Raw genomic sequence first — 24,234 nt, 5'->3', positions numbered from 1 at the left:
TCCCCTGCCAGGGTGCGGGCCTTTCTGTTGTTGCAGGGGTGTCAGTAACCGGTGGCCTTCATCACCACGCCCACCGTGCGGGCCATGATCTTGGTATCCGTCCAGAGCGACAGCCGCGCCTCATAGGTCGCGTCATATTCCGCCCGCGCCTCGAATGTGGTGCGGTTGCGCCCCGCCGTCTGCCAATAGCCGGTGATGCCGGGCCGCAGCGCGTAATAGGCCGTGCCGGGATACAGCGCCTGCTGGTTCAGCATCATCGGGCGCGGGCCGACCAGGCTCATGTCGCCGATCAGCACGTTGTAAAGCTGCGGCAGCTCATCCAGCGAGGTTTTGCGCAGCAGGCGGCCAAAGCGGGTGATGCGCGGGTCATTCTTCAGCTTTTGTGTGCTGTCCCATTCCGCACGCGCCGCCGGGTTGGCCGCAAGATACGCTTCCATCCTTGCATCGGCATCGCTGACCATGCTGCGCAACTTCCACATGCGGAAGGGCTTGCCGCCCTTGCCCACACGCTGCTGCGTGTAAAACGCCTTGCCACCGTCGCGCGCCACCAGAAAGGCCAGCGCCCCGATCACCGGCAGCACCACAGGGGCGGCCATCACGATGACAGCCACATCCAAAGCCCGTTTCAGGCTGTTGCGATACAGCCCGCGCCGCGGCGGAAAAACCGTGGGCGGTGAAAAGCCGATCTGCTGCGCCGCGTCAGCCCGCTCGGCATCAACCGGGCTTCCGGTTGAGAACTGCGGAAAACTGATTGTCATTGTCAGCGACCGATCAACAATAGCTGCGTCACCGCAGGCAGAGCCCCGGCAGCGCAGCATTCACTCGTACTGAGGGCGCAGACGTTGCCCTTCCGGTTCTGGCAGAAACCGTCGAATTCTGGATACATGACTTGCACTCGGATTGAGCGCCCCCTAAGGGATATTTTACCTTCTTCTCCGGGCCTTTGGCGACAACCTTCCGACAGCCGCGGCGGCATTTACGTTAGGTTAACTAAATTTTTTTTCAGGCCGGGCGGCTTGGGCGTGAAGCCACGCAGGAATCCGCAACCATCACGTGCATGGCGCAGCACATTGATGCCGCAACGCGGCAGGCTGATTCGGCTACCGATCAGCCACAGCGGTGTTCAGGCCGACAACCCCGCGCCGCTGACACTGCGCTGACCTGACGAAAAGACATGCCCTTTTGGATAAGCCATTGTTTCTCAATCACGCCGTCCGTTTTCGAGCAGGCAGAGCGGCATCAGTTCACCGTGTGACAACCTGGCGCGGTGGCACGCAGGGGGTGCGCGCCTCACGCAGCAGGCAAAGGGTAAGCAGCACGATGACCCCCAGCACGCCTCCCAATGAATAGGCGAGCGCCGTTCCCAAAGCACCGGACCCGGCATAGATTGCGCAAACCGCACCCAGAATGCCCGAGATGATGCCACCATAAACGACAACAAGCGTCATCTGCTATCCTTCCGCATGCGCGTCTCCCAAGGCAGCATCGTAAAATGATGCCACGTTTCGGAAACAATGCCAGCAGGATTTCGTTAATTATCCGCTAATCCGCACGCAATCGCGCGGACAGCCGGGTGTTTTCCATGCGGCCATCGGCGAACATGCCACAGCCGGCACCGCAGGCCGGTCAACCCGCCAGCGCCAGGACGGCGGACCAGTTCAGCGCAAGGGCCGTGCCGCCCGCCAGCAGCGCCAACGCGGCAAATCCCAGATCGTGCAGCGCATCCCAGGCGCCATGCCGCCGGGCGATCCAGATCACCGCCGGATAGACCAGCACCCAGGTCAACCCCTGCGCCGCCAGCCCGCCCAAGAGCCCGCCAAAATGAACCCCGGTCAGAAATGTCGCCGTCTGCACGGTGGCCTTCAGCGCAACTACCCAAAAGAAATTGCGCGAATCCCCGGCGGCCAGCGCCGCCTGATCATAGGTCATGCCGATCACCAGCGGCATCTGGGCACAAGCCACGACCACCAGAATGGCCCCCGCCTGCGCATAGCGAGCGTCATACAGGAAATCGACCAGCGGCACGCCCCCCAGCGCCAGCAGCGCCAACAGCGCCAGCACCCCCGCCGTCAGCCCGCAGCGCAGCCGCCGCAGCCGCGCAAAGTTCCGCGCCGAGGCGGATGGCGGGCTGTCACGGTAAAGCGGGATCAGCACCCGCCCCGCCACGGCCTGCGCCAGCAGCACGGGGAAAGAGGCCAGAAAATAGCCGATGTTGTAGATGCCCAGCTGATCCAGCGGCATATAGGCGCCCAGAATGGCCTTGTCGCCCTGAAACAGCAGAAAGCCGCAGGCGGTGGACAGGAAGATCCACTTGCCGAAATGGATCAGCTCACGGCCTGCCGCCGGCTCCCACTGAAAGCGGTTCTTCGGGCCGGGCAGATACATGTGCACCAGCCACAGCTTTGACAGCGTGCCGATGTTCTGCCCGATCACCAGCGCCCAGACCGACGGCCATACCCAGGCGATCAGCACCATCGACACGATGCCAATGGCCTGGCTGGCCAGATCCAGCAGCGTGACGCGACCCAGCATCAGATGCCGGTGCGCGGTGTCGATGCGGGTGGGGGCAAAGCCGCCGGTCAACAGGGTCAGCCCCACTGCAGGCAGCAGCACCGCAAGGTCGGGTGCCCGGAAGAATTGCGCCGCAGGCCAGGCCAGCGCCCACATCGCCAGAAACAGCAAAGCGCCGCGCGCCACCTGAATCGTCCAGGCGGTGTTGAGGAAATCGGGGTCGTCGCCCCGCTTGTTCTGCGAGATCGAGGCACCAAGCCCCACATCGGAAAACATCATCAGCCCCACCATGAACACCGATACCAGCGCCATCAGGCCAAAGGCCTCGGGGTAAAGCAGGCGGGTCAGGATCAGGTTCGAGGCCAGCCGCAGCAATTGGGCAAAGGCATAGCTGCCAGCGGTGATCGCCGAGCCGCGCAGAACACGGGCGAAAATGCCGGATCCGGTCAGCATGCGGGGAAGGCGGGACATCGGCAGGCTCCTTGCCGCACAAACAAGATGGGCCCGGCCGTGACGGGTGGGCGATGCGACCCTAGGCGGGGCGGGGCGGGGCGTCAATCAGCACGGGGCTAGGCAATGCGGCAGATGCAGCCTACTGTCGCTGTATCAGCAACATCAGGGGTTTGCGGTGAAGATTGCCTATCTGGTGAACACCTATCCGCGCGGATCGCAGACCTTCATCCGCCGCGAAATTCAGGCGCTGGAGCGTCGGGGGATCAGCATCCACCGCTTTGCCATGCGGTCCGACCGGGCGGCGCTGGTGGACCCCGCCGATCTGGCCGAGGATGATTTGACCGAGCATGTGCTGGCGATGGGCGGGCGCAGGCTGCTGGCCTCGGCTGTTGGATGGGCCATGCGGCATCCGGGCAAGGCGCTGGCGGCGTTGCGGCTGGCACTGGCCAGCGGGGCAAGGGGAGGGCGGCTGATCCATCTGGTCTACTGGCTGGAGGCGGCACATGTGGCGCGGCGCTGTGCCGATCTGGGCATCACCCATCTGCATGCGCATTTCGGCACAAACTCGGCCACGGTGGCCATGCTGGTGCGGGGTTTTGGCGGGCCGCGCTACAGTTTTACCGTGCATGGGCCAGAGGAGTTTGATGCGCCGGTGGCGCTGAACCTGGGGCTGAAGATGCGCCATGCCGCCTTTACCGTGGCGATCAGCAGCTTCGGGCGCAGCCAGCTGTGCCGCTGGGCCCGTGGTGCCGACTGGCCGCGCCTGCATGTGGTGCATTGCGGCATCGAGCCGGCAAAGTTCCCCGAATCCGCCCCGCTGCCCGCCAGCGGCGCGCGGCTGGTGGCGATCGGGCGGCTGGCGGAACAAAAGGGTTTCGCCCTGCTTGTCGAGGCACTGGCGCTATCCCAGGCCCCCGGCCTGCATCTGACTCTGGTGGGTGACGGCCCCTTGCGCCCGGCACTGGAGGCGGCCATTGCCGCGCATGGCCTTGGCGGGCAGGTCACGCTGACCGGCTGGGCCGATGAGGCGCGGGTGCGGGCCGAACTGGCCGCCGCCCATGCGCTGATCCTGCCGTCTTTTGCCGAGGGGCTGCCGATGGTGGTGATGGAGGCGATGGCGGCGGGCCGCCCTGTGATCGCCACGATGATTGCCGGTGTGCCGGAACTGGTGCTGCCGGGGGAAACCGGCTGGCTGGTGCCTGCGGGGGATGCGGCGGCGCTGGCGGGCGCGATGGATGCGCTGGCCGCCACAGCCCCCGAACGGCTGGCGGCGATGGGGCAGGCCGCACGCGCCCGCGTGCTGGCCCGGCATGACATCGACGTAGAGGCTGCAAAGCTGGCGGCACTGTTTGCCGGATAATGCGCGGGTGCAGGCGGCGGCGCTTGCCCGATCAGCGCCCGCGTGCCCATCCGCTGTTTCGGCCCAGCCGCACGGCCAGCGATACCGCCGCATAGGTGGCAAAGCCCGGCGGGTCGGCCAGCGCCAGCCGCGCCAGACCCAGCACGCCCAGCCGTGGTTTTGCCTCGCGCGCCAGAATGCCGGGGTAAAGCTGTGCAATTTCGGCCACGCCCGCATCCTGCCGCCGCCTCACCCGGACCAGCGCCGAAAACCCCTCGATCATCGGCCAGGTATAGGTGGCGGGGCATTCGATGCGTTCATGCGGGCTGAATTGCAGCCGCACGAAGGTGTCGTCGGAAATGATGCCCGGAAACGCCCCCCAGCGCGCCCGCCCCGCCGCATTCACCGCGAAAAAGCCGAACCCCGGCGCGGGGCTTTGCGCAAAGGGCAGGCGCGACCAGAACCCGGCATAGGCGCGTGTCACCCAGCTGCGCGCCCGGCTGATCAGCGGGCGGCCACTGGCATAGGTGGGCAGGTCACGGTCAAGCGCGGCGATGATCTGGGCGATCAGCGGCGGGCTGACCCGCACATCGGCATCCAGATAGGCCCGCATCCGCCCCCGCGCCGCCTTGTCGCCCGCGTTCAGCGCGCCGGGTTTGCCGCCCTCGGGCAGGTCAAGCACGATCAGGTTCCAGCCCGCCGCTTCGGCCCGGGCCGCATAGCTGCGCGCGATGGCGGCGGTGTTGTCGCGGCAGCCATTGGCCACCACCACCGCCTCGGCCTGCTGCGGGCCTGCGGCGAACAGCGATTCAAGGCAGGGGCCGATATAGCCCGCCTCGTTGCTGGCCGGGATGATGACACTCAGCACGCAGCACATCCCGCAGCCAGCGCCTGCCAGCGCGGGTTGTCATCGGCCAGATGGCGCAGCGCGCCCCAACTGCCCCATTTGCCGGGGCTGTAGACATCGACAAAGGCGTTGAACGGCGCATCCGTCAGCCCCTGCCAGCCTTGCAGCAGCCGGGCGTAAAGCGCACCCATTTCGGGGGTGTAGTTCAGATGGGTGAAAAACGCGGTCAGTTCGGCATCATCGACCAGCAGGCCATAGCCCACAACATGCGTGCCGCCCTCATACATCACCAGATCAAGCCCCGCCTCTGCCGCCACATCGGCCTGATAGGGCAGCACGGTGCCCAGCAGATTTTCCAGCGAATCGTCAGGCTTGCCACTTTCCGCCCCGGTGGCGAGTTCGGCTGCCGCCCGCGCCACCGCCAGATCAAAGCGGTGGGCCGCGATATGTTCGGCGCGCGCCGCGCCTTGCAGGCCCAGCGCGTCGGCGCTGGCTTCGGCCGCCGCGCGGCTTTCGGCCAGCCAGCCCTTCACCAATGCCGCCTTGTCCTCGTTCCCCAGGCCGCCGCTGAAATACCCGGTGACGGCATAGGCATCAAAGGCCTGTTTCGGGGGGGGCAGGCCTTCGGCCACCACCTGCGGCGCATCCAGCACCGCTTCCTCCAGCCCCAGCCAGCCGGTCTGGCTGCTGATCACCCGCACCAGCCGTTCCGGGGCCTGATCGCCGAACACGGCCGCCCAGATACCCGCCACCTCGGTCGCGCGCAGGGCATAGTATTGCACCCAGGTGCCTTTCTCGCCCCAGCGTTTCAGGCCCTGTTCCTCGGCCCAACGGGTCTGGCCAAACTGCCAGTTCCACATTTCGTTGGAATATTCGACATGGGCGCGAAGGCCGGGTTCCAGCCCGTCGCGCACCACCTCGGCCATGGCGCGCACCAGCGCATCCTCGGCCAGATGGGGGATGGTGAACCACGGGTCGGCGTCCAGCTCGTTCGCCAGCGCCACCATCACCTCGACCGGCACGCCGTTCACCGCCCAGGTGTAATGCCCGGGCAGCGGGCGGTCGGCGGCCAGCGCCAGCGTGGCGTTGTTGGTCATCATCCAGTCCATGAACCGCACCGATGCCACGCCACGGATGCGCGCCAGCCATTCGGGGTTGAAGATCTGGCCTGCCGCATGTTCGGCCTGCCGGTCCTCGCGCAGGATAGTGATGTTGCGCAAAGGGTCAGTTTCGTCGATGGCGGTGATGTTCAGCAGGACCGACCCTTCGCCGGGCAGATAGTCGAATGTTATGCGCCCCGGTTCGGCTTTGGCATTGGTCGCGCGCCCGTCCAGCGCCAGCGTGCCCTTGCCCTCATAGGTCAGCACATAGCGCCCGGCGGCGGGCGATTGCGGCGGAAGGTCGGTCAGGAACACGGTCGATATCCCGGTGACATTGGGCGGCATTGCCTTGGGCCAGCCGTTTTCATCCAGATACCCGGCCTCGGCCAGCGCCGGATGGTCAAACCCGCCCCATTGCCCGGGCAGATGGCCGATCCAGGGGCGGCCCGATTTCATCAGGTCAAGAAACGGCTGCTGCACCGACCAGTCGTAAACCCCCGCCAGCCCCAAAGCGAGCGCGGGGTTGGTGACGGGTGCGAACACCCGGGGCGGCGGCGCGGCGGCTGGTTGCACCACGGGCGCGTCTGCCAGCGGCGCGGCCGCTTCGGTCGCGACCGGCGCCGTTGCGGTGGGGGTGGCCGCGTCATGGGCCTGAACCGCAGCCCATGCGATGCGTTGCAGCACCGGGGCCAGATCATCGGCGATCACCGCATCACGGCTGGCCCACTGCCGCGTCAGTTGCGCGGGCAGGCCTTCGGGCGTCTTGCCGGTCATCGTGGCCATATGGACCATGGCCACCAGATAGCGGCCCTTGCCGTTTGGGTGGATGTCGTCGGAAAACGCATCGCGGATGTCATCCATCCCCGGCACGCGGCCCGCCGCGATCTCGTCCGCCAACAGGCCCATCGCCTGCCCTGCCGGGATCAGCCGCACGGCGGGGGCCGTGGCGGGGCGGGTCTTGTTCAACTCATCCGCGATGCCCTGCCACAGCGGCAGGTCGGCGGTCAGCCGGTCGCGCCAGGGCACGGTTGCGCCCTCGTCATGCGCCACGGCCACGCCGGTGCCGCTGTTCAGGCTGTGCCAGGTTTCATAGATGAACACCTGCGCCGTCGGTTTCGCCTGCCAGGCGAGGCTGGCAAAGTTGCGCGCCTGCCCCACCGTGTCGTTCCAGTCGATCTGCGCCAGCAGGGGGATGCCTTCGGTCAGCACCAGCGCCTGCGTATTGCCGCGTGGCAGCACCATGCGGGCGTCGACGCCTTCGGCCTCGGCGGAGTTTTCCCAGTTATACTTCAGCGGTGCCCCGTTGATGATCTGCGATTCCGCCCGCAGTTCCACCCCCTGCGCGCGGAACCCGCCTTGCACCAGCGGTGCCAGATCGGGGCCGACAAGGCTGTGGCCCACAAACAGGATCTCGGCCAGCAGAGACAGGATCGACATGGGGGCAGGCCTTTCGTCAGGTATCAGGTGCGCGTCAGGAATCCGATGGGGCGGCAACGCCGGTGGCAGGATAGCCCGTCACCACCCGCCAGACCAGTTGCTGCACCACCGGCACCGCCGCATCTGGCAAGGCATCGGCGGATGTGCCATCGGCGCGGGTCAACACATGCGGCAGGCCTTCGGGGCTCTGGTGATAGAGCACCGCGAAATGTGTCAGCGCAATGACATAGGCCCCCAGATCATTCAGGTGGATCGGGTCGGTGCTGCCATCGGCATTGCGCGCAAACAGGTCGTCGCGGCGCGTCAGGCCGGGCACCGTGCCTGCGTCGATCGCCCGCACCAGCGCCGCCATCACCTGCCCGCCGGGGATCACATGCATGGGCGCCACGCCGGGCTGTGTCAGCGCGCGGCGCAGCAGATCATCCTGCCAATACCGCGCCAGATCGGCATCCAGCCGCGCCAGCCAGCCCTCGGCATCATCCAGCCGGTGCCAGGTCTCATACAGGTAAAGCCGCACCTCGGGCCGGGCCGCCCGCGCCTTGGCCGCCCAAAGCGCCAGATGCCGGGCCGAATCGTGATAGCGGATCGCATCGCGAATCTCGACCATCTCGGTCAGCACCACGGCACCATAGCCACCCGTATCCAGCGCTTCGGCTGCCGGGCGAAAGGCCGCGCTGGCGTTTTCCTGCGTGAAGCCCGGCACATCGCCCAGCCAGTGCTGGCGCAAAGACGCGCCCCAGCCCAGTTGGCTGGCATGCTCATGCCCGGCAAGCTGCGCCAGCATCGCGGGCATGTCGCGCCCCACAAGCGAATGCCCCAGATGATAGACCGGCATGGGGCCTGTGGGTGTCTCCAGCGGGCGGGCATAGGCGGCGGCAAATTCCGCCGCATCCATCTGCGGCAAGGGGGGCAGCGGTGCCGGAGCAAAAAGCCGGGTCAGCCCAAAGGCACCCAAGGCCGCCAGCACACCCAAAGGAATGATCCGCCGCAACATAGGCCGCATGTGCCTGCCCTCTCTTCCGCTCCGCCCCCGCGTCACTCATTACCCCGGCGCCCGCCCTGTGGCCAGCCTCGCGCCCCGCTTTGCCAGCCCTGCCGCGCAATCTGCCAATCCCGGGGCGTTCTGCCGTGGGATCGCCTGCGTGGCGGGCACAAGGTGCTATTTCGGCGCGAAGATCCGGTAATAGGCCCAGTCGGGCAGAAACTGGCCCAGACGGAAGAACCACGAAAACACCGTAGGAAAGCTGGCCTTGAACTGGTCGCCGCACATCTGCTCGAACATCTGCTGCGCCGCCTGTTCGGGTTCCATCAGGAAGGGCATCTTGAAATCGTTCTTGGCGGTCAGCCGGGTCTTGATGAAACCGGGGTTGGCCAGTTGCACCGTGATGCCCGATCCGCGCAGATCGGCGTAAAGGCTTTCGGCCATCGCCATGACCCCGGCCTTGCTGGCCCCGTAACCCACCGCACCGGGCAGGCCGCGAAAGCCTGAAAGGCTGCCGGTTATCACCAGATGGCCATGCTTTTTCAGCAGCATGTCGGGCAATACCGCCCCCACCACCCGATGCGCGCCGGTGAAGTTCACGTCGCACATCGCCTCGACCTGTGCCGCGTCCCAGTCCTGCGCCGCCATCGGCCAGTAGACGCCCGCCATAAACACCACACCGTCCAGCGCACCCACCTCGGCCGCCGCCGCCTTTACCGATTCGGTGGAGGCCACATCGCAGACCACGCCCGACGCCTTGCCCGGCATCGCCTGCACCGCCGCGTTCAGCCGCAGCGCATCGCGCCCCGACAGGATCACCTCGGCCCCCGCGGCGTTCAGCTTGCGCGCCAAAGCCAGACCCAGACCTTCGCTGGCCCCAACCAGCCAGTAACGCTTGCCGTTGAACTCTCTCATGTTTCCACCCGTCGCAGTGTGGCCACCAGTTCTGCCACCGTTATGCCGAACTTGGTAAACTGGCTGCGGTTCATGATGGTTCCGTTGTCCATCAGATACATCCAGTCGGTCACGTCCAGCACATGCCCGCCCGCATCCTGCGCCAGACGGATGCGGTAGCGCAACCGCACAGCCGGACCAATGACCTGCCCCTGCCCTTCGCCCACCACATCGGGCGCCTCGGCGCTGATCGCCCCGTCACGGCCCAGCCGCAATGTCCAGCACCGTTCCTGCACCGTGCCGCTGTCATAGCGGAAGGTTTCCGCCAGCGTGCCGGTGTTGCCATCCCAGCTGCCCTGCATATCGGCCACAAACCGCGAGGTGACGCGGCCCGTGGGGCCATAGATCACGCCCTCGCACAGGATCGGGCCGTTCAGATGCTGCCGCAGATCAAACACCGGGCCTTTGCCCGCGAAATCAGCGGGCTTCTGGCTGCGAAAGCCCAGAAACCGCGCCTTGGCGGCCACTAGCGCCAGTGCAAGCACGAAACCCGACAAGAGCATCAACATGGTCAGGCCTCCGGCACGGGGGTGGCGGCCAGCAGGGCGATGGCCAGCAGTTTCAGGGCGCAAGGGACGAGGGCGTAAAGCGTGGTCAGCAAGGCCAGCGCCGTTTCTGGATTGTCAGCCCCCGCCGCAAAACCGCGCGCCTGCAACAGCGGCAGCAGCGTGGCCGCCGCCAGCGCCAGCGACAGTTTTGACGCAAAGGACCACAGGCCGAATGCCGTGCCCGCCCCGGCATCGGATATCTGCGCCAGATGCCGGGCAAAGATCGCGGGCAGCAGCGTCATGTCCGCCCCCAACGCGGCCCCGGATGCCGCACAGATCACGGCGAAGGCCAGCGTATCGCCCGCCCCCAGCCGCGCGGCAAAGATGAACGCGATGACTGCCAGCACCATGCCCGCCAGCAGCATCGGCTTGGCCCCATAGGCGGTGGCAAGGCGGCTCCACACCGGGGTGGACAGGGCGGCGGCAAGGAAGAACAGCAGCAGCAGCGGGCCTTCGGCCCCCGGGGCGGCAAGGCGGCTTTCGACAAAGAACAGGAACAGGGTGGATGTGACGGCAACCGGCGCGGCATTCACCAGCGCCAGCAACAGCAACCGCCTTGTCAGGGGGTCGGCCAAGGCAGCGCGCAGGTTCGGCGTGTCCACATGCACCCCTGCGCCGGTCCACTCCCGCCGCATCGCCCAGACCGCCAGCACCGCCACCAGCGCGAACACCGCCGCAAAGGCGGCGAAGGGCCGGTCAGTCAGCGCACCCAGCGCCACCGGTGCCACAGCGGCCAGACAGATGCCCAGCAGCGCCCCGCCTTCACGCCAGCCTGCCAGCCGCAGGTGCCCGCCGGGGCCAAGGGTGGCCGCGCGGCGCACCCCCTCGGCGTAAAAGGTGATCGTCAGGAACGAAAACGCCGAAAACAGCACCAGCAGCGTCAGGCTGAACCACAGCAACGGCGCAATCGGCGGCGTCACCGCAAACAGCCCCAGCATCGCCAGCGCCATCAGGCCTGCCGCCCCCGCCACCATGGCCCCGCGCCACGCCCGGGCCTTCTCCGCCAGCCAGCCCAGAAACGGATCCTGCACCACATCCACCAGCCGCAGCAGGAACAAAGCCGCACCCAGCGCGCCCAGCCCCACGGCATATTCATCGACATAGAACTTCGGCGCATGGATGTAGATCGGCAGCCCGGCTGCCGCGATCAGCGCGGCAAACAGCGCCCAGGGGGCCAGCGGCAGCGTCACCGCGACACCTCATCCACCGGCGGGGCGGGGCGGGCACGGTAACGCGCGCCCTTGATGGCCAGTTTCAGCGCCTGCCAGTGGATCAGCGCCAGCACCCGCCGCGACCCGAACGGGCGGCGCAGGCAGGCTCGCAGGATGCCCGCATTGGTCAGGGCCACACGCGGGCCGGTCAGTGTGGCGTAAAGGCCCCCCTCGCCCTGCGTATAATCAATCCAGATGCCCACCCGGTCGGGCCTGATGTCAAAGCGAAAGGTGTAGCCGCCCTCGATGGGCTGAAACGGCGACACATGCAGGATCTTGGTGGCCGCCAGAGTATCCGCGGGCGTGATGGGCGCATGGTCGGGGCGGTGGCACAGATAGGAATGCCTGTCGCCGAAAGTGTTCGTCACCTCGGCAATCACCACGCGCAGGCCCGCCGCATCATGGCACAGCCAGAAACTGACCGGGTTGAACACATGGCCCAGCACGCGCGGCTGGGCCAGCAGTTCGATCCGGTCGGCCTCGGGCAGGCCATGCGCCGCCAGCACGTCGCGCACCCAAGGCGCGCCGCGCCCCTGACCGGGCGGGCCACCATGATCGCTGTCCCATAGTGACAGCAGGTTGCGGCGATTGCGTGAAAACAGCGACGGGCCCGCAGCCTCGGGCTCCAGCAGCAGATAATCCACCCCATAGCGGAAACTGTTCGCCACGGCCCCCTTGCGGCCATGGAACGTTTCACCCCGGATATGGTCTACCCCGCTCATGCCGCCTCGGCGCGGCTGCGGGCGCGCATCGCCTGCACCACATCCACCGCGCTGGCGAAACCGTCCTCGTGGAACCCGTTGCGCATCCACGCCCCGCAGAACCAGGTGTTCAGCGTGCCGTTGCGCAGCCGGATCGCGGCCTTCGCCGTCTGCCCGGCCATGTCATAGACCGGATGGCGGAAGCTGACGACATCCTGCACCAGATCATCGCGGATCGGCTGGGTGGAGTTCAGCGTGACAAACAGCGGATCATCCTGCGGAATGGGTTGCAGGCTGTTCATCCAATAGGTCAGGTCGATGCGGTCGCCCTGCGGCCCTGCGGGTTCGACATAATTCCACGATGACCAGACCGCCCGTCGTTTCGGCATGACCGACGCATCGGCGTGCAAAACAGCCTCGTTCGGCTGATAGCGCACGGCAGACAAGGCGGCGCGTTCCTGTGGGCTGGCATCGGCCAGCATGGCCAGGCTGTCATCGGAATGGGTGGCGAAGATCACCTCGTCAAACGGCTCCCATTCGGCACCATGGGCGCGCACCTGCACCCCTGCGCCATCACGGCGCACCCCGGCGATGGGGGCGTTCAGGCGGATATCCACGCCCTCGCCCGCCATTGCGGCATGCAGTCGGCGCACATATTCCACCGATCCGCCCTGCACCGTATGCCACTGGTGCTGACCGGTGGCCGACATCAGCGCGTGGTTCTGGAAGAACGTCACCAGCGCCTGCGCCGGAAAATCCATGATCCGCGCGGCGGGGGTTGACCAGATCGCCGCCGACAGCGGCAGGATGTAATAGTCGCGGAACCAGCGGGCGGTGCCCAGCGCCTCCAGCAACTGCCCGATGGTCAGGCTGGCATCGCGGGCCAGCGCGGCCGCCTGCGCGTTGAAGCGGAATATGTCGCGCAACATGCGCAGAAAACGCGGATCGGCGACGTTCCTGCGCTGCGCGAACACCGCGTTCAGGTTGCGCAGGCCATATTCCAGCCGCCCCCCGGCGATCGAGGCCCCAAAGCTCATGCTGCTTTTCGCCGTGGGCACGCCCAGTTTGTCGAACAGGGCGCAGAGATGCGGGTAATTCACATGGTTGAACACAATGAAGCCGGTATCCACCGGCTGATCGCCACGCTTGCCCGCCAGAACGGTGCGGGCATGGCCGCCCAGCCTTCCCTCGGCCTCATACAGCACAACCGCGTGATCCATGGCCAGCAGATGCGCCGCCGCCATGCCAGATATGCCACCGCCGATGACGGCGATGCGGCGGGGGGCGAATTTCAGGGTCTCGAATGGCATCTACGCGGCAACTCCTTGGTCCGTGGTCCATAGACACATGACATGTTACGTCAGGCAATACGCGGGGTTTCATGCGCCGGATCAGAATGTTGCTGCGGATGTGCGATCTGCGGCACGGAAAAAGGCAAATTGATCCGACCGGGCGCAAGCCGCGTAGAAGGCGCATGATGATCGAAACCCTCGCCCCAGAAAAACCGGATGCATGGTCCGCCGCACGCGCCTATGTTGCCCCCGGAACGGGCGCAGGGCGTCGCCGGGAAAGGCCAGTCGTGACTGGACGGAATGAAGGCAACGGGCCGGTGGACCCGGATTGGGCCGCCATGCTCGCGTTGGTGCGTGACCGGCAGGACAAGGCGGCGTTCGCTGCCCTGTTCCGGCATTTTGCGCCGCGGGTGAAGGGGTTCTTGATGAAATCCGGGGCCAGCGAGGCCCTGGCCGAGGAATGCGCGCAGGATGTGATGGCGACCCTGTGGCAAAAGGCGCATCTGTTTGATCCCGAGCGCGCGTCTGTGGCCACATGGGTGTTCACCATCGCCCGCAACCGGCGCATCGACGCCCTGCGCAAGTCGCGCCGCCCCGAGCCCGAAGACCTGCCTTGGGGCCCCGAGGCAGAGCCCGACCAGCAGGCCGCGCTAGAGATGCAGCAAGACACCGCGCGGCTGGGGGTCGCCCTGGCCCAATTGCCGGAAAAACAGCGCGCCCTGATCGAGCGCGCCTATTTCGGCGACCTCAGCCACAGCGAGATTGCCGCCGAAACCGGCCTGCCGCTGGGCACCATAAAATCACGTATCAGACTGGCGCTGGAACGGCTGCGCCACCAGATGACCTGAAGGCACCTTATCATGACGATCCGGCACCATGTTTCCGATACCCTGCTGATGGCCTATTCCGCCGGGCAACTGCCCGAGGCGTTCAATCTCGTGGTCGCCACGCATCTGTCGCTGTGCGACGATTGCCGCGCGCGGCTGGGGGCTTTTGACGCCGTTGGCGGCGCGGTCCTGGCCGATTGTGGCGCGGCGACCATGCCGGAAAGCAGCCTTGAGGCCACGCTGGCGCGGCTGAACAACCCCGTTGCCGCGAAAAAGACGCAACAACGCGGCGATCTGCCCGCCCCGTTGCTGGATTACATCGGCGGCGGGCTGGATGCGGTGAAATGGCGCCCCCTTGGCCTGGGCGTGCGGCAGGCGATCCTGTCTACCGACCGCGCGGCCTCGGCCCGGCTGCTCTATATCCCCGCGGGCCATGCCGTGCCAGACCACGGCCATCGTGGCACGGAACTGACGCTGGTGCTGCAAGGCGCGTTCCGCGATGCGACCGACCGCTTCGCCAAGGGTGATCTGGAGATTGCGGACGAAGATTTGCAGCACACCCCTGTGGCCGAACAGGGCCCGGCCTGCATCTGCCTGGCCGCCACCGATGCGCCGCTGCGCTTCCTGGGGCTGATCCCGCGACTGGCGCAGCCGTTCTTCCGCATCTGACCGGACTGGCCCCGGGGCTGCCCCCTATGGGGCAAGACGCGGTGCCGGTTTCACAGCGTCAGCGTCACAGCCACTACAGTCCCGCCGCTAATGTTGAACGCCTGGTCGGTGATCATCAACTCGCGCCGCGCAAGGACATGTTCGCCGACACGTGCATCCTCCAACGCAAACAGCACAAGCGCCCGGCCCTTGATCGGACGGGCCAGCGCATCGGCAATGACCTGCACATCGGGTTTGGGGATGCGCGCACAGGTCAGCACGTTGAAATCCTCCGACGGGGCCGTCACCCCCTCGGCGGCCACAGCCACATGGCCCGGAAAGGCCACCGGCACCAGCGGATCGGCGCGCAGCCGCACCGCCCCGTTCAGATCGAACCCCGGGCCGGAAATCACCGTCAGACTGCGCTCGATCCCCGGAAACAGCGAAAACGGCCCGTCCTGCGCCACAACCGCCAGCGAAATGCGGTAAAGCAGGCTGCCATCACCGCGATTGACCTTCAGCATCTCGGTGGTCTGGCCCCCGCCATTGGCCCAGGGCATCGTGGTGTAATCCGCCGCTGTCAGATGCCGGATCATTCTGCTGCTGCCCCGCGATCTATGGCGCCCCCGCAGAGCGCATGTTCCATGACATAGATGGTAGCAGGATTGCGCCAGCTTTTTGTGATATTTTTCAAAGCCAAAGCCCGTTTTGTGACGTCTTTTTGCACGCCGTGCCCCAAGCGCCGCGGATTTCCCCGCGCTGCCCTGCCCGCAAAGCGGTCTGCGGCGCGAATCAACCGAAGGTTTTTCGGCGAACCCGGGAAACACGCGCGCCCTGCATCAACAGCCGCGTAGCGCCACCGCCGCTGCGTATCACCGGCGTCCGAACAGCCGTTCGATATCGGCCAGTTGCAGCTCCACATAGGTGGGTCGCCCGTGGTTGCACTGGCCCGCCAGTGGCGTCGCCTCCATTTCGCGCAACAGGGCGTTCATCTCCTCGGGGCGCATCTGGCGCCCCGAACGGACAGAACCGTGGCAGGCCATGCGGCTGAGCACGGCATCCATCCGCGCCTGCACACGCGCCGAGGTGCCCTGATCGGCCAGATCATCCAGAATGTCGTGGATCAGGGCGGCGGCATTCACCGTGCCCAGGATCGCCGGGGTTTCCCGCACCGCCACCGCGCCGCCGCCAAACGCCTCGACCACCAGCCCCAGCGCGGCCAGATCATCCGCATGATCCAGCAGTCGCGCGGCGTCACCAGCTGATAGTTCGACAATCTCGGGTATCAGCAGCGCCTGCGCCGCGATACCCGCCCCGTCGCGCTGCGCCTTCAGCCGCTCATACACCAGCCGTTCATGCGCCGCATGCTGATCGACAATCACCATGCCGGTGGCGGTCTGGGCGATGATGTAGTTTTCGTGCAGTTGGGCGCGCGCGGCCCCCAAAGGCCGTGCGGTATCGGGGGATGGCTGCGCATCGAAGATGCGGGCCACCGGCTCTTCCGCAAAACCGGGCGCTTCGGCATAGCCGCCTGCCGCAGCACTGTCTGGCGCGGGCGGCACGGGGGCCTGCGCCTGAAACGCCCGCGAAAAACTGGCCTGCGAGGGGCGGTCCATCTGATACACCCGCGCGCCTTCGGGGCGGAAGGCCGCCAGCGTTTCGCCCGCCACGGTGGAAGATGCCCGGTGCCCCGCCCCGGCCAAAGCCTGTCGCAGGCCCGAGATGATCAGCCCGCGCGCGCCCTGCGGGTCACGAAACCGCACTTCTGATTTCGCCGGATGCACGTTCACATCCACCAGTTGCGGGTCGCAGGTCAGGCCCAGAACCGCCGCCGGATGGCGGTCGCGGCTCAGCACGTCCATATAGGCCGCGCGCAGGGCACCGAACAGCATCCGGTCCAGCACCGGGCGGCCATTCACGAACAGGAATTGCGCCACCCCGGACCCGCGCGAATAGGTGGGCAGCGCGGCATAGCCGGTCAGCCGCAGCCCGTCGCGTTCCGCATCAATGCGCAGTGCATTGCCTGCAAAATCCGCGCCCAGCACCCGAGCCAGCCGCCCGTGCAGCGCATCAAAGAAATCGCCGGGCTCGGGGTCGGCGCGAAACACCACCCGCGCCTCGCCGCCCGACACATCGCGCAGCGTGAACCCCACAGCAGGTTCGGCCATCGCCAGCCGTTTCACCACATCGCCGATGGCCATCGCCTCGGCCCGGTCTGACCGCATGAATTTCAGCCGCGCAGGCGTGGCATGGAACAGATCGCGCAGTTCCACGACCGTGCCCCGGTTCAGGGCTGCGGGGCGCACCGCCTCCATCCGCCCGCCCGACACGGTAATGCTGGCCCCCTCGGCCCCCGCCGCGCGCGAGGTGATGGTCAGCCGCCCCACCGCGCCAAGGCTGGGCAAAGCCTCGCCCCGGAAGCCGAAAGAATGGATGTTCAGCAGATCGGTTCCGTCGATCTTTGATGTGGCATGCCGGGCCAGCGCCATCGGCAGATCGGTGCCGGTCATGCCGCAGCCGTCATCGGTCACCCGGATCAGCGTCTTGCCGCCATCGGCGTAATCCACCGTGATACGCCCCGCCCCCGCATCCAGCGCGTTTTCCACCAGTTCCTTGACGGCAGAGGCGGGCCGTTCCACCACCTCGCCCGCCGCAATACGGTTGATCGCCGCCTCGTCCAACTGGCGGATCACCGGGCGGTCAGGCGCGACATCGCTTATCTTGGGTCTGTCCAGCATCATGCCACTAGGGTTAGCACGGCCCAGCAGATTCGACCACAGCAACAGTGACAAGCGGCTTAGCCGTCGCTGGCAAGCCCCACCGGCTGGCCGACCACCACGAAATGCAGGTCATCAGGCCGCAGCAGGCGCTTGGCCACGCGGGCCACATCGTCCAGCGTCACCGCCTCGATCTTTTCGTTGCGGGTGGCGGCATAGTCGATCGGCAGGCCCTGCATCTGCATGCCCACCAGAATATCGGCAATCGGCCCGTTGCCATCAAATCGCAGCGGGTAAGAGCCTGTCAGAAACGTCTTGGTCGAAGCCAGCTCTTCGGCGGTGATGCCCTCCGCCGCCATCCTGGCCCATTCGGCCTGCACCACGGCCACAGCCTCGGCCGCCTTTTCATTGGCGGATGCGAACTGACCCAGAAACATCTCGGCATGGTCCATCGGGGCCAGATAGGTGGACACCCCATAGGTCAGCCCGCGCTTTTCGCGCACCTCGGTCATCAGGCGCGCGCCAAAGCGGCCACCGCCCAAAACCTCGTTCAGGATATAGGCGGCAAAGAAATCAGGGTCATCGCGGGTGATGCCCTCATGCCCGAACCGGATCACCGATTGCGGGGTCGGAAAATCCTGCACTGTCACGCCACCTGCCAGCGCCCAGCCGGCACGGCCCGGCATCGGGGCCCCCGTTGCGGGCAGATCGCCCAGCAGATGATCCAGCAGCGCGCCAAGATCCTCTGCCGTGATATCCCCCACCGCCGACACATAGATGCGGTCGCGCGCCAATGCGCCCGTGTTGGCGGCGATGATGTCATCGCGGGTCAGCGCCGCCACGGATTCCAGCGTGCCGTCGCCGGAACTGCCATAGGGATGGTCGCCGAACGCCGCTGCATCAAAGGCATTGGCTGCCAGCACCGCAGGATCCTTGGCGTCGGACCGCAGGCCAGACAGCACCTGACCGCGCACACGTTCCACCGCATCGGCATCAAACCGCGGCTCAACCAACGCCAAACGCAGCAAATCCACCGCCTGATCGCGGTTTTCCGTCAGGAACTGCGCCGAGACGGACAGCGAATCGATGCCCGCACGAAAGCGGTAGCTGGCGGCCAGACCGTCACGCGCGGCGGCAAACCCCTGCGCGTCCAGATCGCCCGCGCCTTCCTCGATCAGGCCGGTCATCAGGTTCACCGCGCCGCGTTTGCCCGGCGCGTCCAGCGATGTGCCGCCCTTGAACCGGATTTCCAGCGCGGTAAAGGGGATACCGTGTTCCTCCACCAGCCAGGCGGTGATGCCCCCGGGCGAGACAACCTCTTTTATGGCGATTTCGGCGCGCAGGGGCAGCGCGAACAGGATCAGCGCAAGGGCCAGACGGATCATCACAGCGCGTTCTCCTCATCCTGCATCAGCCAGCCGGTCACGGCGCGCCGCCGGTCGAGCACCATTTCCGCTGCCGCCATCACATCCTCGGGTGTCACCGCCTGTAAAATGGCGGGCCAATCCTGCACATCCTGCACCGTCAGGCCGGTGGTCAGCGCCTCACCATAGCGGCGGGCCAGACCATCCACATTGTCACGCGCATAGATGTCGGCGGCGCGCAGTTGCGTCTTGATCCGGGCAAAGGCCTCGGGCTCCACACCGTCTTTCAGAAACTGCGCGACGACGGCATCCATGGCATCTTCCGCTTCCTGCAGCGACACGCCGGGCACCGGAACGATGGCCAGCCCGAAGGTGCCCTGATCCAGCGACGAACCGTCGTAGAAGGCCGAGGTATAGACCGCCTTTGCATCGCCAAACTGCAATGCCCGCGCCAGAACCGAGGTCGTGCCGCTGCCGCCCAGCACTTCGGCCAGCATGGTCAGCGCCGCCGCCTGCTGCTGCGCGCCGGGGTTCCGCTCGGGTGCCAGATAGGTGCGCATCACATAGGGCTGCGCCACCCGGCCATCGGCATAGGTCAGCCGCCGTTCGGCCAGTTGCGGCGGCTCCACCGGCCGGTTGCGCGGCAACAGGCCCTCGGTGGGCTTCAGAGGGCCATAGTGCTTTTCCGCCAGCGCGCGCACGGCCTCAGGCTCCACGTCGCCCGCGATCACCAGAACCGCGTTGTTGGGCGCATAGAACCGCTGGTAAAACGCCAGCGCATCATCGCGGCTCAGCTGTTCCATCTCGTGCCGCCAGCCGATGATCGGCACACCGTAGCGGTGGTTCATGTATTGCGCCGCGCGCCGCTGTTCGCCGAACAGGGCCGCAGGATCACTGTCGGTGCGCTGGCTGCGTTCTTCCAGAATGACCTGCCGTTCGGTCGCCACATCTTCCTCGGTCAGGCGCAGGTTGCGCATCCGGTCGGCTTCCATCTGCATCATCAGTTCCAGCCGGTCAGCCGCAACCCGCTGGAAATAGGCGGTATAATCCCACGAGGTAAAGGCGTTGTCATCGCCGCCCTGCGCCTCGACCGTATCGGAAAACTCGCCCGGGGCCAGCGTGTCGGTGCCCTTGAACAGCAGATGTTCCAGAAAATGCGCGATGCCGGAATGGCCCTCGGGCTCATCCGCCGCGCCCGCGCGATACCAGATCATCTGCGTCACCACCGGGGCACGGTGATCCTCGATCACCACCACCTCCAGCCCGTTGGGCAGGGTGAAATCGGTCACGGTTTCGGCATGCAGCGGCAGGGCCAGCGCACAGATGGCCACCACGGAAAGGTGCAGACGACGGAAAAGCATCGGTTGGTCCATCCCTCGGGTCATGTCAGCCATCGACAGGCAACTTACGGCCCTTGCCCCGGCGATCAAGGCCGGATGCAGCCCCCAACGCGGAAGTGACTATTCGTCAGACTCGGGCGGGGCCGACACGTTGCGCGCCCCTGCCCTGCGCCAGCGTGCGAGTTCGGCATGCTGGTCCAGCGACTGCGGCTCATAAGCGCGGAAATAGACGTTCACGTTGAACAGCCGTTCCAGCAGCCGCCCGTCATTCTGGCGGCGGTATTCCAGATCCTCGGCCGCCAGCTCGGGGCGGATATTCGCCGCAAGACCATAGCGCGCCGCATGGGCCAGCATCGCCGTGTCACCCGCAGGCACACCGCCTTGCAGGGTCTGTGGCCGACCGCCCAGCGCCACGATGGCATCGGCATTGGGCGTGGGGTCAGTGCGGTTGGCCCCGCCCAGCGTGGGTTCGGGCAGCGCCGCCAGATCCTCGGGCAGTTCCAGCGGTTTGGGTGGCAGGATGGCAAATTCGTCCGGCCCGTTGGTGGAGGACCGGATGTTCATCAACTGCGGCGTGTCCGGCCCGGAACAGGCGGCAAGGCCCAGCAAAGCCAGTCCCGCGACCGCCAAAGCGCCCCGTGCTGCCCGCATGCGAAAGCCTCCTTCACCCGTTCGGTTCGTCTTAGCGCAAAGCATCGGGCGCGTCACGGGGTCTTTCGCCGGGGGGTGCTGCGCCGCTTGGCCGGGGGTTTCGGCGTGCCGGTAAACAGCACCAGCCCGATGGCCCCGGCAAAGATCGAAATATCGGCCACGTTGAAAGCATAGGGGTTTTCAATGCCGCAGCAGGACATGTTCAGAAAATCGGCCACCGCGCCATAGGCCACGCGGTCAACCACATTGCCCAGCGCCCCGCCGATCAGCAGCCCTGCGGCAATCCGGGCACGGGGGTTCTGCCCCTCACGCGCGGTCCAATGCCAGACCCAGGCCGAAATCGCCAGCGCCACCGCGATCAGCACCCAGCGCATCACATCCGCACCGCTGGCAAACAGGCCAAAGTTCACGCCCTGGTTCCAGGCCATGCGGAAGGTCAGGTAAGGCGGCAGCACATTGATCACGCCCCGCTCGATCAGGTTCAGGCCAAAGACCACCGCGACTTTCGTGACCTGATCCAGCACGAAAATACCCAGCGCCACCAGCGCGACCAGCCGCATCGGGGCGGGGAAAAGGCGCGATACCATGTTCAATGCCGGAAATGCCGCTGGCCGGTGAACACCATGGCCAGACCTGCGGCATCGGCGGCGGCAATCACCTCGTCATCGCGCACCGACCCGCCGGGCTGGATGATCGCCGTGGCCCCGGCCTCGGCCGCCGTAATCAGCCCGTCGGCAAAGGGAAAGAACGCGTCCGACGCCACGACGGCACCCTGCGTCAGCGGTGCGGGCAGACCCAGCGCCATGGCCATATCCTCAGCCTTGCGGGCGGCGATGCGGGTGCTGTCGACGCGGCTCATCTGCCCGGCCCCCACGCCCACGGTTGCGCCATCTTTCACATAGACAATGGCATTGGATTTCACATGTTTCGCCACCGTCCAGGCGAACATCAGATCGGCCAGTTCGGCATCGGTTGGCGCGCGTTTCGTCACCACCCGCAGATCGGCAGCCGTCACATGGCCCGCGTCGCGGTCCTGCACCAGAAATCCGCCCGCCACCTGTTTGAAGGCAAGCCCCCGCGCCACCGGGTTGGGTAGGCCCATGGTGGTCAACAGACGCAGGTTTTTCTTGGTGGCAAACACCGCCCGCGCGCCCTCGTCCGCGCCCGGGGCGATGACCACCTCGGTAAAGATTTCCACGATCTTTTCCGCCGTCGCCGCATCCAGCGGCTGATTCAGCGCAATGATCCCGCCAAAGGCCGATGTGCGGTCACAGTCGAACGCCCGCGCATAGGCCTCGGCCAGGGTCGCGCCACGCGCCACGCCGCAGGGGTTGGCATGTTTCACGATCACGCAGGCCGGGCCCTGCAACGGATCAAACTCCGCCACCAGTTCAAAGGCCGCATCGGTGTCGTTGATGTTGTTGTAGGACAGTTCCTTGCCCTGCCATTGCCGCGCCGTGGCCACGCCGGGCCGCCATGTGCCATCGGTGTAGAAGGCCGCGCGCTGGTGCGGGTTTTCGCCATAGCGCAGCGGCGAGGCCAGTTGCCCGGCAAAAGCCCGCCGCCGCGGGGCGGGTTCGGCCAAAGCCTCGGCCATCCAGCCCGACACAGCCGCGTCATAGGCCGCGGTGCGGGAATAGGCCGTCAGCGCCAGCCGCTGCCGGAAGGCATGGGACGTGGCCCCCTTGTGCGCCTTCATCTCGGCCAGCAGGGGGGCATAATCGGCGATGTCCGTCACCACATTCACGAATCGGTGGTTCTTCGCCGCCGCCCGGATCATCGCAGGCCCGCCGATGTCGATGTTCTCGACACAGTCGTCATAAGACGCGCCACGCGCCACCGCCGCCTCGAACGGGTAAAGGTTCACCACCAGCAGGTCGATCGGTTCAATGCCATGCACCGCCATCGCCACCAGATGCTCGTCATCGTCGCGCAGCGCCAGCAACCCGCCATGCACATTGGGATGCAGGGTTTTCACCCGCCCGTCCATCATTTCGGGAAAACCCGTCACCTCGGCCACGTCACGCACCGCCAGCCCCGCCGTGCGCAGCGCCTGCGCCGTGCCGCCGGTCGAAATCAGTTCCACCCCCATGCCGGCAAGCGCCCGCGCCAGATCCAGCAGGCCGGTCTTGTCGGACACCGACAGCAGAGCGCGCCCGACGGGCACCAGATGGGTCATTCGTTTGCCTCCGGTTGAGGGGCGGTCCGGGTCAATCCCGGTCCAGGTCGCGGATGGCCAGCGGAGTATCCTGTGCTTTCGCCAAGGTCCAGCCGATCCGGGTCTCAAAATCCGTCGCTGTGCCCGTCAGGACAACCTGTTTTGTCGCACGCGGCTGCAAACGCCCCTTTTCCAGATAGACTGACGGCTCCAGCGACATGACAGCCGCCCCTTCATGGCGAAACACCCAGATCTCGCCGCTTTTCAACGCCAGCGAAATCGCGCTGCCGCCCATGTCCACCGCCGCATCCACATCGGGATGCAGATGGAACCGGATGGCAAAGCGGATGCCGCGCGGCCCGCTGTGGCTGATGATATAGCCAAACCGCTTGCGCTCGCCCGGGGTCAGCGCGGCCAGCACATCCTGCCCGGTCAGGCGGCGGCCATCGGCAGCCAGCAAGATGTCGCGCTGATGCGTCAGCCCGTGGGTCTGCGACCAGCCCGCATGCGCCATATGCATGTGATGCCCGGCCATCGCATGGCTTTGATGCGCGGTCAGCAGGCGGGCGCGGTCGATCATCACCTCCTGCGCGCCACCACCAAGCCGCGAGGATGAAAACCCGTCGATGGACAGGGTGGAATGGCTGGCCGTGGCCCGCCCCGCGCGCCGCCAGTCGGGGCCAAAGGGCGCGCCCGACCCGCAGTTCACCACCACGGGCCTGCGCCCCGATGTCAGCTCAAACGCCAGGACCGAGGCATGGGCAGAACGCCCGGCCCGCCCGTTCGGCGGCTCCGCCGCATCGACGATCACCGTTGTGCGCCCGCCCGCCAGCCGGGCAAAGCCCATGGCCAGCCCCTGCGCCGCCACCGCCCTGACCCCGGCATTGGCCAGCGCATGATCCAGCCGCCCCTCCAGCCCGCGGCCGCCACCGTGAAACCGCGCCAGCCCGCCATCGGCATGGCGCAACGCGCGCAGCGTGGGGGCGATACGCTCTATCGCGGCCAGATGCGCGGGCGGCACCATGCGCCCCGCCTCGCCCAGCGCCTGCGCGGCCCAGCTCAGCAGGGTGAAAATCTCCAGCAGTTCCTCGGGGTTGCGGGTGGGAATGCCACCCATCGCGTCAATCTCGTCGGCGCAGTCGCGGGCCAGCGCG

Annotated in this window: 22 protein-coding genes; 3 read left to right on the top strand and 19 right to left on the bottom strand. The window is 66.6% G+C overall.

Translation table 11 applies throughout. From position 1 onward, the window contains the following. Nucleotides 1-41: 41 nt before the first annotated feature. The 3 genes from GEU84_RS11125 to GEU84_RS11115 all read right to left on the bottom strand — a co-directional run bounded on the left by GEU84_RS11125 (nt 42) and on the right by GEU84_RS11115 (nt 2,982). A complete protein-coding gene (locus GEU84_RS11125; protein ID WP_152825367.1) occupies nt 42-758 on the bottom strand; it encodes a sugar transferase in 717 nt (238 codons plus the stop codon). A 486-nt stretch (nt 759-1,244) separates the two neighbouring features. Continuing rightward, complete coding sequence (locus GEU84_RS11120; RefSeq protein ID WP_152825365.1) at nt 1,245-1,448, bottom strand: hypothetical protein; 204 nt, start codon at nt 1,446-1,448, stop codon at nt 1,245-1,247. Nucleotides 1,449-1,626: 178 nt separating this feature from the next. Then, nucleotides 1,627-2,982, bottom strand: coding sequence for an oligosaccharide flippase family protein (locus GEU84_RS11115; protein WP_152825363.1), 1,356 nt, complete (start codon nt 2,980-2,982; stop codon nt 1,627-1,629). A 157-nt stretch (nt 2,983-3,139) separates the two neighbouring features. Between GEU84_RS11115 and GEU84_RS11110 the strand changes: the two genes are divergently transcribed. After that, nucleotides 3,140-4,324 (top strand): glycosyltransferase, encoded by a 1,185-nt coding sequence (locus tag GEU84_RS11110; protein WP_174539791.1) that lies wholly within the window; start codon nt 3,140-3,142, stop codon nt 4,322-4,324. Between the two features lie 31 nt (nt 4,325-4,355). On the opposite strand, the gene GEU84_RS11105 is transcribed toward GEU84_RS11110, so the two are convergent. From GEU84_RS11105 to GEU84_RS11070, 8 genes are all read right to left on the bottom strand, one after another. After that, a complete protein-coding gene (locus tag GEU84_RS11105; RefSeq protein WP_152825361.1) occupies nt 4,356-5,180 on the bottom strand; it encodes a glycosyltransferase family 2 protein in 825 nt (274 codons plus the stop codon). Beyond that, on the bottom strand, nt 5,165-7,687 hold the full coding sequence (locus GEU84_RS11100) for a hypothetical protein (protein WP_152825358.1): 2,523 nt from the start codon (nt 7,685-7,687) through the stop codon (nt 5,165-5,167). The genes GEU84_RS11105 and GEU84_RS11100 overlap by 16 nt, the downstream gene beginning before the upstream one ends. 34 nt (nt 7,688-7,721) lie before the next feature. Continuing rightward, the gene (locus GEU84_RS11095) at nt 7,722-8,690 is read right to left on the bottom strand and encodes a hypothetical protein (protein WP_241427655.1); all 969 of its coding nucleotides are present in this window, start codon (nt 8,688-8,690) and stop codon (nt 7,722-7,724) included. 156 nt (nt 8,691-8,846) lie between these two features. Further along, nucleotides 8,847-9,584 (bottom strand): SDR family NAD(P)-dependent oxidoreductase, encoded by a 738-nt coding sequence (locus GEU84_RS11090; RefSeq protein WP_152825357.1) that lies wholly within the window; start codon nt 9,582-9,584, stop codon nt 8,847-8,849. After that, the gene (locus GEU84_RS11085; protein ID WP_152825355.1) at nt 9,581-10,132 is read right to left on the bottom strand and encodes a DUF3833 domain-containing protein; all 552 of its coding nucleotides are present in this window, start codon (nt 10,130-10,132) and stop codon (nt 9,581-9,583) included. Before GEU84_RS11085 ends, GEU84_RS11090 begins: the two co-directional genes overlap by 4 nt. A gap of 2 nt (nt 10,133-10,134) precedes the next feature. Further along, nucleotides 10,135-11,361, bottom strand: coding sequence for an MFS transporter (locus GEU84_RS11080; RefSeq protein WP_174539789.1), 1,227 nt, complete (start codon nt 11,359-11,361; stop codon nt 10,135-10,137). Beyond that, nucleotides 11,358-12,104 (bottom strand): DUF1365 domain-containing protein, encoded by a 747-nt coding sequence (locus GEU84_RS11075; RefSeq protein ID WP_152825353.1) that lies wholly within the window; start codon nt 12,102-12,104, stop codon nt 11,358-11,360. The genes GEU84_RS11080 and GEU84_RS11075 overlap by 4 nt, the downstream gene beginning before the upstream one ends. Then, entirely contained in the window at nt 12,101-13,393 is a 1,293-nt protein-coding gene (locus GEU84_RS11070; protein WP_152825351.1) for an NAD(P)/FAD-dependent oxidoreductase, read from the bottom strand. Before GEU84_RS11070 ends, GEU84_RS11075 begins: the two co-directional genes overlap by 4 nt. A gap of 320 nt (nt 13,394-13,713) precedes the next feature. Between GEU84_RS11070 and GEU84_RS11065 the strand changes: the two genes are divergently transcribed. Together GEU84_RS11065 and GEU84_RS11060 are read left to right on the top strand one after the other, a co-directional pair. After that, on the top strand, nt 13,714-14,223 hold the full coding sequence (locus GEU84_RS11065; protein WP_217438561.1) for a sigma-70 family RNA polymerase sigma factor: 510 nt from the start codon (nt 13,714-13,716) through the stop codon (nt 14,221-14,223). A 12-nt stretch (nt 14,224-14,235) separates the two neighbouring features. Then, on the top strand, nt 14,236-14,871 hold the full coding sequence (locus GEU84_RS11060) for a ChrR family anti-sigma-E factor (protein ID WP_152825346.1): 636 nt from the start codon (nt 14,236-14,238) through the stop codon (nt 14,869-14,871). A gap of 50 nt (nt 14,872-14,921) precedes the next feature. Here the strand turns inward: GEU84_RS11060 and GEU84_RS11055 are convergent, their stop codons facing one another. From GEU84_RS11055 to GEU84_RS11020, 8 genes are all read right to left on the bottom strand, one after another. Then, on the bottom strand, nt 14,922-15,446 hold the full coding sequence (locus GEU84_RS11055) for a HutD/Ves family protein (protein WP_152825343.1): 525 nt from the start codon (nt 15,444-15,446) through the stop codon (nt 14,922-14,924). A gap of 276 nt (nt 15,447-15,722) precedes the next feature. Beyond that, complete coding sequence (gene mutL, locus GEU84_RS11050) at nt 15,723-17,591, bottom strand: DNA mismatch repair endonuclease MutL (protein ID WP_420899281.1); 1,869 nt, start codon at nt 17,589-17,591, stop codon at nt 15,723-15,725. A 56-nt stretch (nt 17,592-17,647) separates the two neighbouring features. Then, nucleotides 17,648-18,955, bottom strand: coding sequence for an insulinase family protein (locus GEU84_RS11045; protein ID WP_174539787.1), 1,308 nt, complete (start codon nt 18,953-18,955; stop codon nt 17,648-17,650). Continuing rightward, nucleotides 18,952-20,292 carry a M16 family metallopeptidase gene (locus GEU84_RS11040; RefSeq protein ID WP_152825333.1) on the bottom strand — a complete coding sequence of 447 codons (1,341 nt, stop codon included), beginning with the start codon at nt 20,290-20,292 and terminating at the stop codon, nt 18,952-18,954. The genes GEU84_RS11045 and GEU84_RS11040 overlap by 4 nt, the downstream gene beginning before the upstream one ends. 99 nt (nt 20,293-20,391) lie before the next feature. Further along, nucleotides 20,392-20,922, bottom strand: coding sequence for a DUF3035 domain-containing protein (locus GEU84_RS11035; protein WP_152825331.1), 531 nt, complete (start codon nt 20,920-20,922; stop codon nt 20,392-20,394). A gap of 53 nt (nt 20,923-20,975) precedes the next feature. Beyond that, entirely contained in the window at nt 20,976-21,482 is a 507-nt protein-coding gene (lspA, locus tag GEU84_RS11030; RefSeq protein ID WP_152825793.1) for a signal peptidase II, read from the bottom strand. A gap of 29 nt (nt 21,483-21,511) precedes the next feature. Then, complete coding sequence (gene purH / locus GEU84_RS11025) at nt 21,512-23,101, bottom strand: bifunctional phosphoribosylaminoimidazolecarboxamide formyltransferase/IMP cyclohydrolase (protein WP_152825329.1); 1,590 nt, start codon at nt 23,099-23,101, stop codon at nt 21,512-21,514. Between the two features lie 31 nt (nt 23,102-23,132). Continuing rightward, nucleotides 23,133-24,234 (bottom strand): heparinase II/III family protein (locus GEU84_RS11020; RefSeq protein ID WP_174539785.1); only part of this gene is annotated, 1,102 nt, incomplete at its 5' end.

Source organism: Fertoeibacter niger, assembly GCF_009380135.2.
Taxonomy (GTDB): domain Bacteria; phylum Pseudomonadota; class Alphaproteobacteria; order Rhodobacterales; family Rhodobacteraceae; genus Fertoeibacter; species Fertoeibacter niger.
The sequence above is the reverse complement of the archived record's forward strand: the minus strand, read 5'-3'. Positions and strand labels throughout refer to the sequence as shown.

What these genes read in the sequence shown, in the direction of transcription:
- GEU84_RS11120 (WP_152825365.1), bottom strand. Translation starts at nt 1,448, where the DNA reads ATGACGCTTGTTGTCGTTTATGGTGGCATCATCTCGGGCATTCTGGGT.
- GEU84_RS11040 (WP_152825333.1), bottom strand. Translation starts at nt 20,292, where the DNA reads ATGCTTTTCCGTCGTCTGCACCTTTCCGTGGTGGCCATCTGTGCGCTG.
- purH (WP_152825329.1), bottom strand. Translation starts at nt 23,101, where the DNA reads ATGACCCATCTGGTGCCCGTCGGGCGCGCTCTGCTGTCGGTGTCCGAC.
- GEU84_RS11060 (WP_152825346.1), top strand. Translation starts at nt 14,236, where the DNA reads ATGACGATCCGGCACCATGTTTCCGATACCCTGCTGATGGCCTATTCC.
- lspA (WP_152825793.1), bottom strand. Translation starts at nt 21,482, where the DNA reads ATGCGGCTGGTCGCGCTGGTGGCGCTGGGTATTTTCGTGCTGGATCAG.
- GEU84_RS11085 (WP_152825355.1), bottom strand. Translation starts at nt 10,132, where the DNA reads ATGTTGATGCTCTTGTCGGGTTTCGTGCTTGCACTGGCGCTAGTGGCC.
- GEU84_RS11125 (WP_152825367.1), bottom strand. Translation starts at nt 758, where the DNA reads ATGACAATCAGTTTTCCGCAGTTCTCAACCGGAAGCCCGGTTGATGCC.
- GEU84_RS11090 (WP_152825357.1), bottom strand. Translation starts at nt 9,584, where the DNA reads ATGAGAGAGTTCAACGGCAAGCGTTACTGGCTGGTTGGGGCCAGCGAA.
- GEU84_RS11105 (WP_152825361.1), bottom strand. Translation starts at nt 5,180, where the DNA reads ATGTGCTGCGTGCTGAGTGTCATCATCCCGGCCAGCAACGAGGCGGGC.
- GEU84_RS11055 (WP_152825343.1), bottom strand. Translation starts at nt 15,446, where the DNA reads ATGATCCGGCATCTGACAGCGGCGGATTACACCACGATGCCCTGGGCC.
- mutL (WP_420899281.1), bottom strand. Translation starts at nt 17,591, where the DNA reads ATGATGCTGGACAGACCCAAGATAAGCGATGTCGCGCCTGACCGCCCG.
- GEU84_RS11075 (WP_152825353.1), bottom strand. Translation starts at nt 12,104, where the DNA reads ATGAGCGGGGTAGACCATATCCGGGGTGAAACGTTCCATGGCCGCAAG.
- GEU84_RS11035 (WP_152825331.1), bottom strand. Translation starts at nt 20,922, where the DNA reads ATGCGGGCAGCACGGGGCGCTTTGGCGGTCGCGGGACTGGCTTTGCTG.
- GEU84_RS11115 (WP_152825363.1), bottom strand. Translation starts at nt 2,982, where the DNA reads ATGTCCCGCCTTCCCCGCATGCTGACCGGATCCGGCATTTTCGCCCGT.
- GEU84_RS11095 (WP_241427655.1), bottom strand. Translation starts at nt 8,690, where the DNA reads ATGCGGCCTATGTTGCGGCGGATCATTCCTTTGGGTGTGCTGGCGGCC.
- GEU84_RS11065 (WP_217438561.1), top strand. Translation starts at nt 13,714, where the DNA reads ATGCTCGCGTTGGTGCGTGACCGGCAGGACAAGGCGGCGTTCGCTGCC.
- GEU84_RS11100 (WP_152825358.1), bottom strand. Translation starts at nt 7,687, where the DNA reads ATGTCGATCCTGTCTCTGCTGGCCGAGATCCTGTTTGTGGGCCACAGC.
- GEU84_RS11070 (WP_152825351.1), bottom strand. Translation starts at nt 13,393, where the DNA reads ATGCCATTCGAGACCCTGAAATTCGCCCCCCGCCGCATCGCCGTCATC.